We start from the raw sequence: 15,388 nt of genomic DNA on the forward strand, positions 1-15,388 counted from the left end.
TATTCTTTGGCTGCAATCCTGCCTTCGATTTTTGAGGTACGCAACTAAAATTCTGATCTATGCACCTCACGTCGGGAATGGCTAAGGTTGTCGGGACAACTGGGCGGCGCCTCGCACCGCCCGCAATGCAACTTGAGAGGTGCCCATGGCCGCCGTTTATTCCGACCTTGCCGGCAAGGTCGTTCTCGTCACCGGTGGCGCATCGGGGATTGGGGCTGCGATCGTGCGGCGCTTCGCGCAGCAGAAATCCAATGTCGTGTTCTTCGACATCAAGGCCGACGAGGGCCAACGCCTCGCACACGAGCTGTCGGATCAGGGTCTGGCTGCGCATTTCCAGCGCGTCGACCTGACTGACATCGCCGCGTTGCGCGCCGGCGTCGCCGAGGCGCGCAAAGCACACGGCGCGATCAATATCCTCGTCAACAATGCCGCACATGACGAACGGCACAACACCGAGGAGATGACGCCGGAATACTGGGACGACCGCATCGCGGTGAACCTGAAGCACCAGTTCTTCGCCGCGCAAGCCGTGCTGCCGGACATGAAGGCGGCGAACGCCGGCGCCATCATCAATTTCGGCTCGGTGTCGTGGATGGCCGGACAAGGCGGCATGGCCGCGTACACGGCCAGCAAATCGGGCGTGGTCGGTCTGACGCGCTCCCTCGCGCGCGATTACGGTCCCTACAACATCCGCGTGAACGCGATCGCGCCGGGCTGGATCATGACCGAGCGCCAGCTCGAGAAATGGATGACGCCGGCGGGCGAGATCGAACTGCAGCAGCGACAATGCCTGAAGCGCCGGCTGGTACCGGACGAGGTCGCGAAATTCACTCTGTTCCTCGCGTCCGACGAGGCCTCCGCCTGCACCGCTCAGCACTACGTCGTGGATGGCGGCTGGGTGTGAGATGCTTTGAAGGTCGTGGGCGGGACCAGAGCTCGAACCCGGGGCCCCGCTGACTACCCGCTGACTAAGAGTCAGCGGGTGGCTCCGTCCAGTTGTTTGCACAAGCCGAGGTCGCGAAGCCTATTGGAAAGATGCCAATGGCACTTTCAATCAGCTCACACCGCGACAGTTCAGCCGTGTTGCTGCGTGACGCTCGGACGTGAGTTGGTGACGGCCTCCCGTATCGTTCCGGCGACCAGCTTCGGCGCGGTGATCGGCGATGCATGATCGACTTTCTCGGAGCGAACCTGCGCACCCATCCGTCGTGCCAGGAATAGCTGTGTCGCCGGATTGATCATTCGATCCTCCTCGGCGACCAGGTACCACGACGGCTTTGCCTTCCATGCCGCTTTCGGAGCCTTTTCCTGGATTGCCGCGACGGCAATGGGACGCTGGATCGCAGCCAGGAGCGCAGCCTGCTCAGGTCGGGCATGCTGGCACCAAGCCGCGCCAAACCGGTCGTTCGGCATCCAGAGGAAACCATGACTGTCGGGGGTGAGTTTCGGCGCCTCCGGCGACGGCTTGTCGCGATAGAATATTTGCGCGACTGTTTCGCCTTCGTCGGGAGAGAGAGCCGAAATGAAGACCAGCGACCGCACTCTGTCCTGAGTGACCGCACCTATCACGGCGCCGGCATAGGCATGCGCGACAAGGACAACCGGCCCGTCGGTCCGCTCCAGCGCTCGTTCAAGCGCCGCAACATCATCTGATAGCGATGTGAGCGGAATCGGCGCGGCCATCGTCTTCAGTCCCTCGGACTGCAGCAGCGTAATGACGTGCGCCCAGCTTGAACCGTCGGCCCAGGCGCCATGGACGAGAACGACGGTGGCGTCCGTCCCCGCCGCTTCCGATCTTCTGCTGACGTCGCGGGCGACCTTCTTGCTCGCTCGGGGATCTGCAACCGCCGGCGCGATCACGCCGAATTGTGCTGCCGCAACTGTCGTTGCCGCAGCACCAACGAAACGCCGGCGATCGTGGTTGATTTCGTCGGACATGAATCCTCCATTGCTCTGGCGGCGTGCGTTGACGCACCTCCGCTCACCCTGACCTCCGCTATTCGGCGACGCGACCAAATTGGTTACAGGCGGAGGATCATTCCAGCGATCACTTCCCGACTGCTCCCCGCCTCTGCCCCATCGCGCCAGCGGGATGACCGAAATCATCAGCACGAACGGTTCAGTGACGCTAATCCTGCGAAAGCGCGCTTCCACGCAGGTGCTAACATGTCTCACCGCGTCGTCATTGAGGGGGGCGTTTGCCAGGAGCGTCGCGCGAACCTCGAAGGACCTCAGGGATGACAGAAAAGACAAAGATCGAGCGCCGCACCTTCGTCCAGGTGATGACCGCTGCATCGAGCGCCGCTCTATCACTGGCGCTTCTACCGCGGCGCGCGGCCGGCCAATCCCCAAACAATTCCACCTCGAACGCTTCCGATCTCTTCGAGTCAAAGGAGATCAAGACCGATGACAACACCATTTTCATCAGGCGCTACGGGAGTGGATCCCCACTGCTCATGGTCCATGGATTTCCGCGAACCAGCCTGATGTGGCGTCATGTCGCGCCGCGTCTCGCCCGCAATCGCACGGTCATCTGCGTCGATCTTCGTGGATATGGCCGCAGCGGCGTTCCCGCCTCTGCGGAGGATCACTATCCCTATACAAAGCGGGCGATGGCGAATGAGCTCGTCGCCGTGATGGATAAGCTTGGCTTTTCCAAATTCGATCTGGTTGGACACGATCGGGGCGGTCGCGTTTCCTACCGCCTTGCGCTCGATCACCCGGAGAAGGTGCAGCGTCTCGCAGTGTTTGACGTGCTGCCGATCTCGGAAGCCTGGGGCCACGCCGACGCAAAGTTCGCCATGACCTACTGGCCATGGAGTCTACTCTCGCAGAAGGCACCGCTTCCCGAAAAATACCTGACCGGTGCGCCGGACGCGGTATTCGACAATCCCTTCGGCCAAGGCTCATTCGGCCCCGAGGTGAAAGCGGAATACATCGAAACCTACCGCGATCCGGCTCGGGTGCATGCGATCTGCGAAGAGTACCGCGCGGCCGCAACCCTGGATATCGAGCATGACAAGGCGGACCAGAAGGAAGGCAGGCGCATTAAGTGCCCTATGCTGCACCTGTGGGCCTCCGGCGGGCCACTCGATACATTCTACGAGCAGAATGGCGGCGCATTGGGAATTTGGAAGAAGTGGGCCGACAACGTACAAGGTCGGGCCGTCAAGGGCGGTCACTTCTTTCCCGAGGAAAACCCCACCGACACAACCGAGCTTCTAACCAAATTCCTGTCGGCTTGAATGGCGGCTGCACCTCCGCGGCGATGTCGTCCTCGCCAATGACGACGAATGTTCAACGTTGTGAAACTGGTCTTTGAGCCGACGCCCGCGCAGATTTCGACCAGGCTGGCCACAGCCAGGCGATGGCCGGCGAACGAACCATCCTCGCCGGCCCAGCCTTGTTCAGCCGATCTCCCGCCGGACCATGGCCGCCGCATCGCACATCGCCTTCAGCTTTCCGAACGCGGTTGCGCGCGGCATGTACTTCATGCCGCAATCGGGCGCGGGGACCAGGCGGTCCGGCGAGACGTACTTCAGGCCGTTGCGGATACGGGCGGCCACGGTGTCGACGCTCTCGATCGCGGGATCTGCGAGGTCAAGCACGCCGAGCATGATCTTCTTCGACGACAGGTCCCTGAGCACGCCGAGGTCGAGCTTCGGCTGCGCGGCCTCGATCGAGATCTGGTCGGCAATAGTGTCGTCGAGCTCAGCGAGGAAGGAATAGCCGGCCGGCTTGTTCGAGCCCGGCACGACCGCGGCATAGCCGAAGCAGAGATGCACGACCGTCGGCACAGTGATGCCCTTCAGCGCCCGGTTGATCGCCTTGACGGCATAGCGCTTGGCGAGATCCGGATTGTTGCGCACCCAGGGCTCGTCGAGCTGGATCACGTCGGCGCCAGCCTCCTGCAGATCGAGCGCCTCGGCGTTGACGGCCTCGGCCAGCGCCATCGCGAGCTCCTCCTCGTCCTTGTAGAACTCGTTCTTGGCCTGCTGGCTCATGGTGAACGGGCCCGGCAACGTGATCTTGGCGGCACGGTCGGTGTTCTTGCGCAGGAACTGCATGTCGTGCAGCTCGACCGGTCCCTTGCGCTTCACGGGACCCACGACGCGCGGCACCGGGGTCTGGGTGTTGCCAGCGCGCGCCACGATCATCGCGGGATTGTCGCCGTCGATGCCGTCGAGCGCGGTGGCGAAGCGGTTGGAGTAGCTCTCGCGGCGGATTTCGCCATCGGTCACGATGTCGATGCCGGCGCGCTCCATGTCGCGGATCGCGACGATGGTCGCATCGTCCTGCGCCTCTTCCAGATGCTCCGCCGGCAACCGCCACATGTCGTGCAGGCGCGTGCGCGGCACCACCTTCGACAGCATCGCGCGATTCACCAGCCATTCCGGCTGCGGGTAGCTGCCGACCACCGTGGTCGGCAGGATATGCGTTGGCATGGGCATGGGATTCTCCTTCTTTTTGTTGTTGAGTGCAGCCGATCAGGCCGCGCGTCCCTCGTCCTCGACGGGATTGCGCAGGATGCCGATGCCGGAGATCTCGATCTCCACGACGTCGCCGCCCTTCATCCACAGCGGCGGCGTGCGATAGGCGCCGACGCCGCCGGTCGTGCCTGTGACGATGACATCGCCGGGCGCAAGCTCGGTGAACGTCGAGCAGTAAGCAATCAAGGCCTGCACGTCGAAAACGAGATCAGAGATCGGGGCCTTCTGCACCTCGACGCCATTGAGGCGCGTGATGAGCGTCTGCTTGGTCACGTCGGTCAATTCGTCGGTCGTCACCATCCAGGGCCCGAAGCCGCCGGTGCCGGCAAAGTTCTTGCCGGGCGCGAATTGCGAGGTGTGGCGCTGCCAGTCGCGGATGCTGCCGTCATTGTAGCAGGCATAGCCGGCGACATGGCTGAGCGCGGCTTCGCGCGAGATGCGGCGACCGGCCTTGCCGATGATGACGGCCATCTCGCCTTCGTAATCGAAACGCTCGGACTCCAGCGGCCGGATCATCGGCTGGCCATGACCGACCTGGCTGTTGGCGAAGCGGGTGAAGATCATCGGATGCGCCGGCGTCGGGTGGCCGCTCTCGGCCAGATGCGTGGCATAGTTGACGCCGATGCAGAAGATCTTGTCGGGATCGGGTACCGTCGGCAGCAGCGCGACATCCTGCAGCGCGTAATCGGGCTTCTCGACGGTCAACTTCTTCAATTCGTCGAGCGATCCCTTCGCAAGCAGCGCCTTCAGCGTCGGATATGCCTTCAGGCGCTTGCCGGCATCGATGACGCCCTTGTCGGTGACGATGCCAAAGCTCGCGGTGCCGGCGTTCGTGAAGCTCGCAACTTTCATCAGTCAAACACTCTCTTCGATGGAGGAAACATAGTCGTTGATCGGAAGCGCGATCTCGCCGTTGCGGATCGGAACACATTGCGGCGGGAAGTCCTGGCGGAAGCGGGCGCCGGCCGCCTCGGCAGCGTCAAGGAAACGCTCGAGATGGTCCATCGCGCCGGTCGGAAGATCGTGCAGCACCATCAGCGTCCAGGACTGCCGGCTGCACTGGTCGAGCGCGCGCCCGGTCCAGCCCTCGGGGTCGTCCCAATCCCGCGGAATCGCATTCCAGAGCACGCAGCTGTGCTTGTTGCGGGCGAGATAGTCCACGACGGAGGATTTCAACAGCCGCGCATCAAGATTGCCGCCGCCGCCGAACGGCCGGAACCAGCGCTGGGGATGCGCGAGATCGGAGATCGCTTTTTGAGTTCGGCCGATTTCGTTCTCTGCCGTCTCGCGATCCGCCTGCTCACCGAGCGGAATGCTGTGCGTAAACGTGTGATTGCCGATCCAGTGCCCCTCCCCGTGCGCACGCACCGCAAGCCCGCGCCGCTCGGGGTCAGCGAGCTTCTCGCCGATGACGAAGAAGGTGGTCTTGATGCCGCGCCCGGCGAGAACATCGAGCACGCGCGGCGTCACATCGGGATCGGGGCCGTTGTCGAATGTCAGGGTCAAATCGTACACGCTGGTACCTCAGGTCGCCGGCTGCATCGCGCTCGACGCGATCTCGTCATTGGCCTGACCGGCCCGCGTACCGGTCTGCCAGATCGCCGCCTTGCGCTCGATCCACCGGATCGCGGCATTGAAAGCGATGGCGAGGAACAGCACGAGCAGCACGCCCGCGAACACGTGCGGACTATCGAGAATTGTGCGGTAGCGCGAGATCAGATAGCCGATGCCGGCCGATGAGATCAGCATCTCCGAGACGACGACGCCGACGATGACCAGCGCACCGCCGACACGCAGGCCCGACAGCACCGTCGGAATCGCCGCCGGGATGATGACGCGAACCAACCGTTGGCTCAGCGTCGCGCCCATGCTGCGTGCCGCGAGCAGGAGCTGCGGATCGATGGTCTGGATGCCGGCGGCGGTGGCGAGCATCGTCGGCAGGAAGCCATAGATCGAGGCGAACGCGATCTTGGACTCCGAGCCGATGCCGAGCCACACCGTGAAGACGGGATAGAGGATCACGAGCGGCACCGCATACAGGCTCGACACCATCGGCATGATCAGGACGCGCGGACGCGGCAGGCTGCCGACGATCGCGCCGAGCAGGATGCCGCCGCCGCAGGCGAACGCCATGGAGACCACGACCTCATAGAGCGTCACCGCGAGCGCATGACCGTATTCCGCAGCATCGGTCCATCCGGCGATCAGCGTCGATGACAGTGACGGCAGGAACAGCTCGGGAATGAGACCGGTGCGCGGCAGCAACTCCCACAGCGCAATCAGGCCGATCACGATCAGGTATCGCAGCGTCTTCGCACTTATTCTGGCGTTCATATCAGCCTCACGCCGATTTGCGGATGTGCCGCCAGATGCGGTCGCGCAGCGCACCGAAGGCGTCGCCGCTCAGCATCTCGTACGTGCGCGGCCGCGGCAGCTGGACCTGGAGATGGTCGACGATGCGGCCCGGCCGCGCCGACATCACGATCACCTCGTCGGCGAGATAGACGGCTTCGGTGAGGCTGTGCGTGACGAAGACGACCGTCTTGCCGGTCGCGGCCCATATCCGCAGCAGCTCGTCGCCCATAGTCATGCGCGTCTGCTCGTCGAGGGCGGCGAACGGCTCGTCCATCAGCAGCACCGGCGGGTCCTGCACCAGCCCGCGCGCGATCGACACACGCTGCTTCATGCCGCCGGAGAGTTCGTGCGGATGACGCCTGCCGAAGCCGTCGAGGCCGACCAGCTTGAGCGCATCCTGTGCCTTGGCGCGGCGCTCGGCCTTGGGCACGCCCCGCAGCGCCAGCGGAAACTCGACATTGTCCTCCGCCGTCAGCCAGGGAAACAGGCTGGCCTCCTGGAACACCACGCCGACCCTGTCGGGGTCGGGCTGCAGGATCGGCGCGCCGCTGATGGTGATCGTGCCGGAGGTCTGCTGGCGCAGTCCCGCCATCATCATCAAAAGGGTCGACTTGCCGCAGCCACTCGGGCCGACCAGCACGACGAAGCGGCCGGGCTTGACCTCGAGCGAGACGTCCTCCAGCGCGACGACGTCCTGCGATCTCGTCTTGAAGACCTGACCGACGTTCTTCACCTCGATCGCGCCGGCCCGCGCGGCGGGCTTCAACGGGGTCACGTTCGCCAATGGCTGCATCGCGTTTCCACCCATCTGACAAGTTCGTTGAAGGTCATGGCGATCGCGGCGACCATCACGACGCCGGCGAGGAGCTGCTTCATCTGGAAGTTCTCGCCCCAGGTCGCGATCTGGTGACCGATGCCGTCGCGCGAGGCGTACATTTCGGCCAAAATCACGCCGGTGAGGTTGAAGATCATGGAGATCCGCAAGGCCTCCAGCAGCACCGGCAGCATGCTCGGCAGATAGACCCGGAACGCAGTCTGCATCGGCGTAGCGCCATAGGAGCGCGCCACCGTCAAATGGTCGACCTTGACCGATTCCACCGCCGTGGTGGTCGACATAATCACGATGAAGATCGTCGAAAAGAAGCCGAATCCCACCTTCTGGGCAAAGCCGACGCCGAACACCAGGATGAACATCGGCAGGAAGATCGACTTCGGGATGCTGAAGGCAAAGAACAAAAGCGGCTTGGCCACGTCCGCAAAGTAGCGGTTCTCCGCTACCAGGAAGCCGATCACCGCACCGAACGGCACGGCCAGCGCGAACGCGGCCAGCACCTCGGTCGCGGTCACCATCAAATCCTTCTGCACCGCCGCGCGTTGCAGGAGATCGCCGAGCGTTGCAAACGTGTCGGACGCCGACGGCAGCAGGCGCGGATTGACGATGCCGGTGCGCGACAGCACCTCCCACAGCGCCAGGACCGCGATGATGATCGCGATCCGCGCAAGGTTGATGACGAACGTGCTTTGCATCGTGACTACTTGGTCGGAACCGGCTTGAACTTGGCCGAGATCACGTCCTCGACCGGCACGATGTCCTTGAGGCCGCCGAGCTTGGCGAGGTCGAGCGAGAGCTGCACGGCCGCATTGACGTTGGCCGCGCCCATGTCGCCGCTGGTCTCGAGCTTCATGATGGTGTTGTCGTACTCAAGGCCCGCGATCTCCGGCGGCATTTCATAGAGCTCGGCGATCAGCTTGACGGTGACGTCGCGGTTGGCGCGCATGAACGCGACCGCACCATAGAGGGCGTTCACCGCCTTCTGCACCATCTGGGGCTTGGCCTCGGCGAATTTGTCGAGCACGATCCAGCCCGCGGTGAGGTTCGGCGGGACCGCGGTCGCGTAATCGAGGATGGGCTTGGCCTCACCGGACTTCGAGATCTGGAAACTCAGAGGCGAATAGACCACGGCCGCCTCGACATTTCCGGCCAGCAGGTTCGGCACCAGGCCACCGCCGCCGACGGGAACGCGCGTAAATTCGATCTTCTTGTCCTGGATGGTCCACAGCGCGAGCAGGTCGGAGCCGGAGCCGGCCGCGGTGATCGCCACCTTCTTGCCGTTGAGGTCCTTGACGTCGAGTGTCGACTTGGTCGGGACCATCAATTGCCAGCCGAAATTGCCCATCGCGGCATTGGCGACGATCCGTGACATCACGCCCTTCTTGCGTCCGGCGGACACCAGCGACGGTGGATCGAGAATGATGTCGGCCGCGCCCGCAGCCATGCCTTCGAACGTCTCGGCGCCGCTGCGGTAGATCGTCAACTCGGCCTGGATGCCTTCCTTCTCGAACAGCTTCTGCCGCACCGCCGTCTCGGCAATCGTCGTCGGCCAATAGGTTTTCGTGGGCAGGCCGACGCGGATGGTGTCGGCGGCGCTCGCAGGGCCCACCAGAATTGCGGCGGCGATCAGCGACATCAGCGCGTGATTGATCTTCATTATTGGCTTCCTCCCGGTCTCTGTTTTTTGTGTGCCGGAATTTTCCGGATCGTCAGGTCGTAAGGCTCACCTCCGCAATGCGAGAGGCGGCGAGCTCGACGAATTCTTTGGTGGTGCCGAAGTGCTTTGACAAGGCGCGAACTGCCGCATCCGCATCGCGCCTGATCACGGCGGCGACGATCGCCTTGTGTTCGGCTTCGACGTTGCGCGGCTTGCCACCGGCCTCTCGCCGGATCGAGAGGCGGCGATAACGCTCGCTCTGCTCGTGCAGCACGTCGCGGAAGCCGAGCAGCCATGGCGAGCCGCACGCGTTGACCAGCGCGCGATGGAAGATGCGGTGACGGACCACCCACTCCTCGTAGTGCACGGTCGGATCGTCGGGATAGCGATGGGGAACGGCCTTCAAATCCGCCCAGGCGGATTTCACCGATGCGAGCCAGGCCTCATCGCCCCGCTCGATCGAGCGACGGAGCGCAAGCCCCTCGATGTCGATACGGGTCTGCGTCACGTCGGCGAGATCGGCGAGCGACACCGGGCTCACGCGAAAGCCACGCTGGTCTGACGCCTGCACGAGCCCGTCCGCGACAAGTCGCGACAGCGCCTCACGCACGGCGGCGAGACTCACGGAAAACTGTTTGGCGAGCCCCGCGATATGCAGCTTCTGGCCCGGAGGCAGCCGCGTCGCCAGGATGTCGGCGCGCAGACGTTCGTGCAGCGCCGACGTCAGGCTGCGCGGACCATCCCCGGGGCTTCCGGACAACTGGAACTGAAGCGGACCCATCGTCGGATGATTGCAAGGCGGCGGCCGCCGGTCAACAGAAAATCGAAAATCGATTTTTTCTAGCCTAGGTTACGCTACGCCTTGCCGAACGTCCTGGGAATGCGCGGCCCTGGATGGCGCCACGTCGAGACGAACCGCTACACCCTTCAAATTCGGGCCTGGCGCCGGGTAGAGCTTCATGACGAGCGGATCATGGCCGGGAACGATATGGTCCGCGTCCGGCGCCGCGGCTCGCAGCTTGTCAAAGCCCACCAGCATGTCACCGACATGAAATGCCGTCGTGAACGGACGCTCGCTCGTCATGTTCTCGTAGAAATGACTGACGTCGGAGGCGAGCACGACCGGGCCGCGGCGCGTGTTGACGCGGACGAACTGAAGACCGGCTGAATGCCCGCCAGCCGCGTGGACCGTCAGTCCGGGCGCGATCTCGGCGTCGCCGTCGTAGAACAGCACCCGGCGCGCATAGTTCAGCCGCACGATCCCGCAGACGTCCTCGACCTCGAAGGAATGCGACAGCCGCGGATACTGCATATAGCGCCCGGTGGCGTAGGCGAGTTCGCGCTCCTGGAGATGAAACCGCGCATTCGGAAACCGGTCGAAATTGCCGGCGTGATCGTAGTGCAGATGCGTGAGGATCACATCCTTGACGTCGGCCACGTCGATATCGAACGCGGCAAGCGTCTCCACCGGGCAGCGCAGGAATGTTCGCCTGCGCTGCCTTGCGATTTCGGCGTTGAACCCGGTGTCGATGACGAAGGTGCGGCCACCTCCCCTCGCCAGCCACATGAAATAGTCCATCGGCATCGGCCCGTCATGCGGGTCGCCGCCGATGAAGTGCTCGCTCCGCTGGGCATCCCGCGTTGCATAGCGGATGGCGAAGAGCTCGTAGTCCGGGTCAGCCATGGGGCCTCCAATCAAGCGGGCTCAGGACCCCGCATCGACCTCGTTGAAGGCCTCGCGCGCGTTGCGGAAGGCGTCGATGCCGGCGGGCACGCCGCAATAGACCGCGACCTGGAGCAGGATCTCCTTGATCTCCTCCTTGGTCAGCCCGTTCTTCAGGGCGCCCTTCACGTGCAGCTTCAGTTCGTGCGGGCGGTTCAGTGCACCCAGCATCGCCAGATTGACGATCGAGCGCGTGCGGCGGTCGACGCCGGGCCGCGTCCACAGCGCGCCCCAGCAGAATTCGGTCGACCACTCCGCCATCGTGCGCGTGAACTCGTCGGCACCGGCGATCGACTTGTTGACGTAGTCCTCGCCCAGCACTTCTTTGCGAACTTTGAGGCCCTTTTCGAACAGTTCGGTCTTGCTCATGATCGTCCCTTTCCGGTCTTGAGAGATTTTCTAGTTGGAAATTGTTTGGCGCGACTCCGATGGCGGTCGCAGTGATTGCAGCAGCGTGGCGACGTCGTCCGCCGCATCGAGCCGCCAGACCGCATCGATGACACGGTCCGCATCCCAGTCGCTTCGACCGGTCCTCACGCCTTCGCGCAGCTTCTCTTCGATCTCGCGGTCTGAAAGCGGCGCAGCCTGGCTGCCGCGCGGCGAAGTCACGGTCTCTGTGAGAATTTCACCAGACGAAAGGCGCAAGGTGACGCGGGCAGCGCCATCGGGCATCTGAGCATCAAGCTCCGCCCTCACCTTCTGCCGCAGCCGCGCGATATCGGGCCGGACCACGGTCTCCTGCGCGAACTCGGCCACACCGGCCGCGCCGAGCAACAGTCCGCAAGCCGCGCAATGATGGATGCTGACGCGCGCATCGCGCTCGTTGTTCACGGGGCGATCACCGCGCGCGAGCAGCAGTGCCGAGCCCTGCACTGCCACCGACTCGACCTGGTCAACGCGCCGGCCAATCCGTTCGCGCAACAGCAGGCAGGCGTCGATGACCGAATGGAACACGATGCCGGCGGGATAGGGCTTGTAGGTGTTCTTCGCGATCTCCCAGGTCTTGCCGAGGCCATCGAGCATGCGGGCGAGATCCGGCTCATCCCCCATGGTACGCGCCCAGCCGAGCGGACCTTCGATAGCGCGGGGCGCAGCCTCATAGCCCTGCTGCGCCAGCAGCGCGGCGAACAACCCGTTACGCGCGGCATTGCCGACGCTGACATTCTTGGCGGCGCTTGGCAGATTCTCGACATTGCCGGCCGACTGGCTCGCCGCAAGTCCGATCGCGTTCGCAATCCCTTCCGCTGGCAGTCCCAACAGCTTCGCGCACGCCGCCGCAGCGCCAAAAATCCCGCAGGTCGAGGTGATGTGCCAGCCCCGCGCATAATGCCGCGGCGAGACTGCGTTGCCGATGCGGCACTCCACATCCACGCCAAGGATAAACGCGGTCAGCACCGCGCGCCCCGTCAGCTTGCGCGTCTCTGCCAGCGCCAATATCGGCGCGGCAACCGGCGCGGCCGGATGGATGATCGTTTCAGGGTGCGTGTCGTCGAAGTCGAGCAGATTCGCCGAGATGGCGTTGAGAAATGACGCGCACAGCGCGTCCATGGACTCCGAATGGCCGATGATTGTCGATGTCGCGGCGCCGCTGAATGGCGACAGCGTGCGCATCGCGGCCGTGACCACCGGATCGCGCGCGGAGCCGAGCGCGGTCGCAAAGAAATTGAGGATCGATCGCTTCGCCTCAGGGCTCTGCGCCTCCACGTCCGCCCACGACGAGGACGCGACGAAATCGGCGAGCGCCTTGCTCACACTCGGAATTGAAGCTTGCGGCACGCGGGGCGTCTTCCTCGTTTTCCCGGACCATATGACGATCCGCGGCAAACTGTCGACCCCAAATGTTATGCTTGACAGCTTGTCTGACAATCATAACAATCCGGCCCGTTGGCGCGGGAGCCCGCTGCCACGACGACGGCGGCCGAGAAGGCCGGCCGGCGAAAGCGTTTGACCAACGAGATCAAGAAGGCGCGCCCGTCACGGGTCGCGCGACAGGGAGTAGACGATGGCGGGAGAGATTCTCGGCGTAATCGGCACGGGCCGCATGGGCGGCCCCATGGCGGGGCGATTGATCGACGCGGGCTATTCGCTCGTCATATATGACACGCAAGCCGAGGCGACCCAGCCGCTGGTCAAGCGCGGCGCGCAGCTCGCAAAGTCGCCGGCCGACGTCGCATCCCGCGCCGACATCGTGCTCGCCAGCCTTCCGACGCCCGACATCGTCAAGGCCGTCACGCTCGGACAAGACGGTATCAGCAGCGGCAACCGCGCCAAGATCGTCATCGATCTCTCGACCTCGGGTCCCGGCGCCGCGAAGATCGTTGCGGAAGGCCTGAAGGCCAAAGGCATGACGCTGGTCGATGCGCCCGTGAGCGGCGGCATCAAGGGCGCCGTCAACGGCACGCTGGCCGTGATGGTGTCCTGCCCGCAGGCGACCTACGAGACCGTGCAGCCGATCCTGAAGAATTTCGGCAAGCTGTTCTACACCGGCGACAAGCCCGGCGTGGCGCAGACGGCCAAGCTCGCCAACAACCTGATGGCGGCCGCGGCGCTCGTCATCACGTCGGAGGCCGTCGCGATGGGCGTCAAGGGCGGCGTCAACGCCAAGGTGCTGATCGACATCATCAACGCCAGCAGCGGCCGCAACAGCGCCTCCGAAGACAAATTCCCCCGCGCGGTGCTGCCCGGCACGTTCGATTTCGGCTTCGCCACCGGCCTCTCCTACAAGGACGTCCGGCTCTGCGTCGACGAGGCCGAGGCCATGGGCGTGCCGATGGTCTGCGGCGCGGTGGTGCGGCAGATGCTCGCGATCACCAACGCCAAGTACGGCGCCTCGTCCGACTTCACCTCGATCGCCAAGGTGCTCGAGGAGTGGGCCGGGGTTGAGATGCGCGGCTGATCACGCAAGCCTTCAGGGAGAGCGATTGCGATGACGATCGGCCCGACCGGATCAGGCAAGGTCTCGCTCGCGCGCCAGATGGCGCGGAGCGTGCTTGCGCTTGATCTTGGAGATTTCGGGCCGGAGGTCGTCGCGAAGGCAAAGCTCTGTCTGCTCGACTTCTTGTCCTGCGCCTTCGAGGCCGGCCATCATCCCTGGAGCCGTCAGGCGGTTGCGATCGCGCAGGCCGGCGGCAACGCAACGATCATCGGGACGTCACAACTCTCCTCGTCGGCCGATGCCGCCTTTGCCAATGCCGTCATGGGGCACGGCCTCGTCCGCGAGGACATGCATGCGGCCAGCATCGCGCACCACGGCGTGGTGATCTGGCCGACGTTGCTCGCGCTGTCGGAGCAGACGCCGCTGCACGGAGCCAGGCTGCTCGCTGCCGCTATCATCGGCTATGAGACCGGCGCGCGGATCGGCCGCGCGCTCCTGACCTCCGACCTCGCACGCCTCTATCGCCCGACTGGGCTGGTCGCACCTCCGGGCGCGGCGCTGGCGGGAAGCTTTGCGCTCGGCCTGTCCGAGGACCAGGCAACCAGCGCCATCGCGATCGCGGCCAATACATCCAGCGGGCTGAACGAGTGGCCGCATGCCGGCGGCTCCGACATGTATTTTCATCCGGGCTTTGCGGCCAGCAACGCCATCAAGGCGATCGGTCTTGCGGCAGCCGGCGCTTTCGGCTCGGAAACCATACTGGAGGGTGAAGCCGGCCTGTTCGCCGCCTATCGACGCCAGGCCGCGCCCGACAGCATCACGCTCTTCCCCGATGGCGAGAGCGAGATCATGGCCGTCTACAACAAGCCGGTCCCGGCCTGCAATTTCGCGCAGACCGCGGCCCAAGCAGCGCTTCGCGTCTCGCACGAGCTCGCCAGCACTGAGGAGATCGACCGCGTCATCATTCGCGCACCCGATGCCGCCGTTCGCTATCCCGGCTGCGACTCCATGGGGCCCTATCGCAACGCGCTCCAGGCCAAGATGAGCATTCCCTTCAGCGTTGCTGCGACGCTGACGCGGGGCGAGATCGAGGAAGAGAACTATTCCGAACTCGATGATGCCGACATAATTCGCCTGGTCGCGGTCACCGATCTCGGGGCAGATCCAGGCTTCACCGCCGCCTTCCCCGGCAAGCAGGGCGCGGAGGTGACCGTGCATCTGCGCAGCGGCCGGACCATCCGGCACGCTTTGCCCGACGTCATCGCCGCAACGCCTTCAGATATTCGTGCGCGCTTCCGCGCCGCCGCAACCAGAGTCCTTGGCGACGATCGCGCGCACCGGCTCGAGCAACTCATCGACGGCTGCGAGCAGCTAGGCAATGCCGGCGACATCGCAGCGCAGTGTCGTCTGGATGCGCCGGAACGAGTTTTACGATCGGCATCATAAGAAATGCCAA

16 protein-coding genes are annotated in these 15,388 nt (G+C 64.3%); 4 read left to right on the forward strand and 12 right to left on the reverse strand.

The annotated features are described in order from the left end of the window. The first annotated feature begins 145 nt into the window (after window positions 1-145). Window positions 146-904 carry an SDR family NAD(P)-dependent oxidoreductase gene (locus AB7G19_RS28650; RefSeq protein ID WP_441268539.1) on the forward strand — a complete coding sequence of 253 codons (759 nt, stop codon included), beginning with the start codon at window positions 146-148 and terminating at the stop codon, window positions 902-904. Window positions 905-1,074: 170 nt separating this feature from the next. On the opposite strand, the gene AB7G19_RS28655 is transcribed toward AB7G19_RS28650, so the two are convergent. Next, complete coding sequence (locus AB7G19_RS28655) at window positions 1,075-2,106, reverse strand: alpha/beta fold hydrolase (RefSeq protein WP_441268854.1); 1,032 nt, start codon at window positions 2,104-2,106, stop codon at window positions 1,075-1,077. Window positions 2,107-2,237: 131 nt separating this feature from the next. Between AB7G19_RS28655 and AB7G19_RS28660 the strand changes: the two genes are divergently transcribed. After that, the gene (locus AB7G19_RS28660; protein ID WP_441268540.1) at window positions 2,238-3,245 is read left to right on the forward strand and encodes an alpha/beta fold hydrolase; all 1,008 of its coding nucleotides are present in this window, start codon (window positions 2,238-2,240) and stop codon (window positions 3,243-3,245) included. A 162-nt stretch (window positions 3,246-3,407) separates the two neighbouring features. Here AB7G19_RS28660 and AB7G19_RS28665 read toward each other — a convergent pair whose 3' ends face one another. The 11 genes from AB7G19_RS28665 to AB7G19_RS28715 all read right to left on the reverse strand — a co-directional run bounded on the left by AB7G19_RS28665 (window position 3,408) and on the right by AB7G19_RS28715 (window position 12,833). Continuing rightward, entirely contained in the window at window positions 3,408-4,451 is a 1,044-nt protein-coding gene (locus AB7G19_RS28665; RefSeq protein ID WP_441268541.1) for a uroporphyrinogen decarboxylase family protein, read from the reverse strand. Between the two features lie 36 nt (window positions 4,452-4,487). Beyond that, window positions 4,488-5,342, reverse strand: a complete 855-nt coding sequence (locus AB7G19_RS28670) for a fumarylacetoacetate hydrolase family protein (RefSeq protein WP_441268542.1) — start codon at window positions 5,340-5,342, stop codon at window positions 4,488-4,490. 3 nt (window positions 5,343-5,345) lie between these two features. After that, complete coding sequence (locus tag AB7G19_RS28675) at window positions 5,346-6,005, reverse strand: polysaccharide deacetylase family protein (protein WP_085403197.1); 660 nt, start codon at window positions 6,003-6,005, stop codon at window positions 5,346-5,348. A 9-nt stretch (window positions 6,006-6,014) separates the two neighbouring features. Continuing rightward, the gene (locus tag AB7G19_RS28680; RefSeq protein WP_441268543.1) at window positions 6,015-6,824 is read right to left on the reverse strand and encodes an ABC transporter permease; all 810 of its coding nucleotides are present in this window, start codon (window positions 6,822-6,824) and stop codon (window positions 6,015-6,017) included. 7 nt (window positions 6,825-6,831) lie between these two features. Further along, window positions 6,832-7,638, reverse strand: coding sequence for an ABC transporter ATP-binding protein (locus tag AB7G19_RS28685; RefSeq protein ID WP_041956016.1), 807 nt, complete (start codon window positions 7,636-7,638; stop codon window positions 6,832-6,834). Beyond that, a complete protein-coding gene (locus AB7G19_RS28690) occupies window positions 7,617-8,372 on the reverse strand; it encodes an ABC transporter permease (protein ID WP_441268544.1) in 756 nt (251 codons plus the stop codon). The genes AB7G19_RS28685 and AB7G19_RS28690 overlap by 22 nt, the downstream gene beginning before the upstream one ends. Before the next feature lie 5 nt (window positions 8,373-8,377). Continuing rightward, a complete protein-coding gene (locus tag AB7G19_RS28695) occupies window positions 8,378-9,334 on the reverse strand; it encodes an ABC transporter substrate-binding protein (RefSeq protein WP_441268545.1) in 957 nt (318 codons plus the stop codon). A gap of 52 nt (window positions 9,335-9,386) precedes the next feature. Further along, a complete protein-coding gene (locus AB7G19_RS28700; protein WP_441268546.1) occupies window positions 9,387-10,115 on the reverse strand; it encodes a GntR family transcriptional regulator in 729 nt (242 codons plus the stop codon). Window positions 10,116-10,184: 69 nt separating this feature from the next. Next, window positions 10,185-11,018, reverse strand: a complete 834-nt coding sequence (locus AB7G19_RS28705) for an N-acyl homoserine lactonase family protein (RefSeq protein ID WP_441268547.1) — start codon at window positions 11,016-11,018, stop codon at window positions 10,185-10,187. Between the two features lie 21 nt (window positions 11,019-11,039). Next, the gene (locus AB7G19_RS28710) at window positions 11,040-11,426 is read right to left on the reverse strand and encodes a carboxymuconolactone decarboxylase family protein (protein WP_027575101.1); all 387 of its coding nucleotides are present in this window, start codon (window positions 11,424-11,426) and stop codon (window positions 11,040-11,042) included. Window positions 11,427-11,456: 30 nt separating this feature from the next. Next, window positions 11,457-12,833 (reverse strand): MmgE/PrpD family protein, encoded by a 1,377-nt coding sequence (locus AB7G19_RS28715; protein ID WP_441268548.1) that lies wholly within the window; start codon window positions 12,831-12,833, stop codon window positions 11,457-11,459. A gap of 226 nt (window positions 12,834-13,059) precedes the next feature. Here AB7G19_RS28715 and AB7G19_RS28720 point away from each other — a divergent pair, with 226 nt between their 5' ends. Together AB7G19_RS28720 and AB7G19_RS28725 are read left to right on the forward strand one after the other, a co-directional pair. Further along, window positions 13,060-13,953 (forward strand): NAD(P)-dependent oxidoreductase, encoded by an 894-nt coding sequence (locus AB7G19_RS28720; protein ID WP_441268549.1) that lies wholly within the window; start codon window positions 13,060-13,062, stop codon window positions 13,951-13,953. Window positions 13,954-13,983: 30 nt separating this feature from the next. Continuing rightward, the gene (locus tag AB7G19_RS28725; protein ID WP_441268550.1) at window positions 13,984-15,378 is read left to right on the forward strand and encodes an MmgE/PrpD family protein; all 1,395 of its coding nucleotides are present in this window, start codon (window positions 13,984-13,986) and stop codon (window positions 15,376-15,378) included. The last annotated feature ends 10 nt before the right edge of the window (window positions 15,379-15,388 follow it).

The sequence above is a fragment of the Bradyrhizobium sp. 215_C5_N1_1 genome (assembly GCF_052075935.1).
GTDB lineage: Bacteria > Pseudomonadota > Alphaproteobacteria > Rhizobiales > Xanthobacteraceae > Bradyrhizobium > Bradyrhizobium barranii.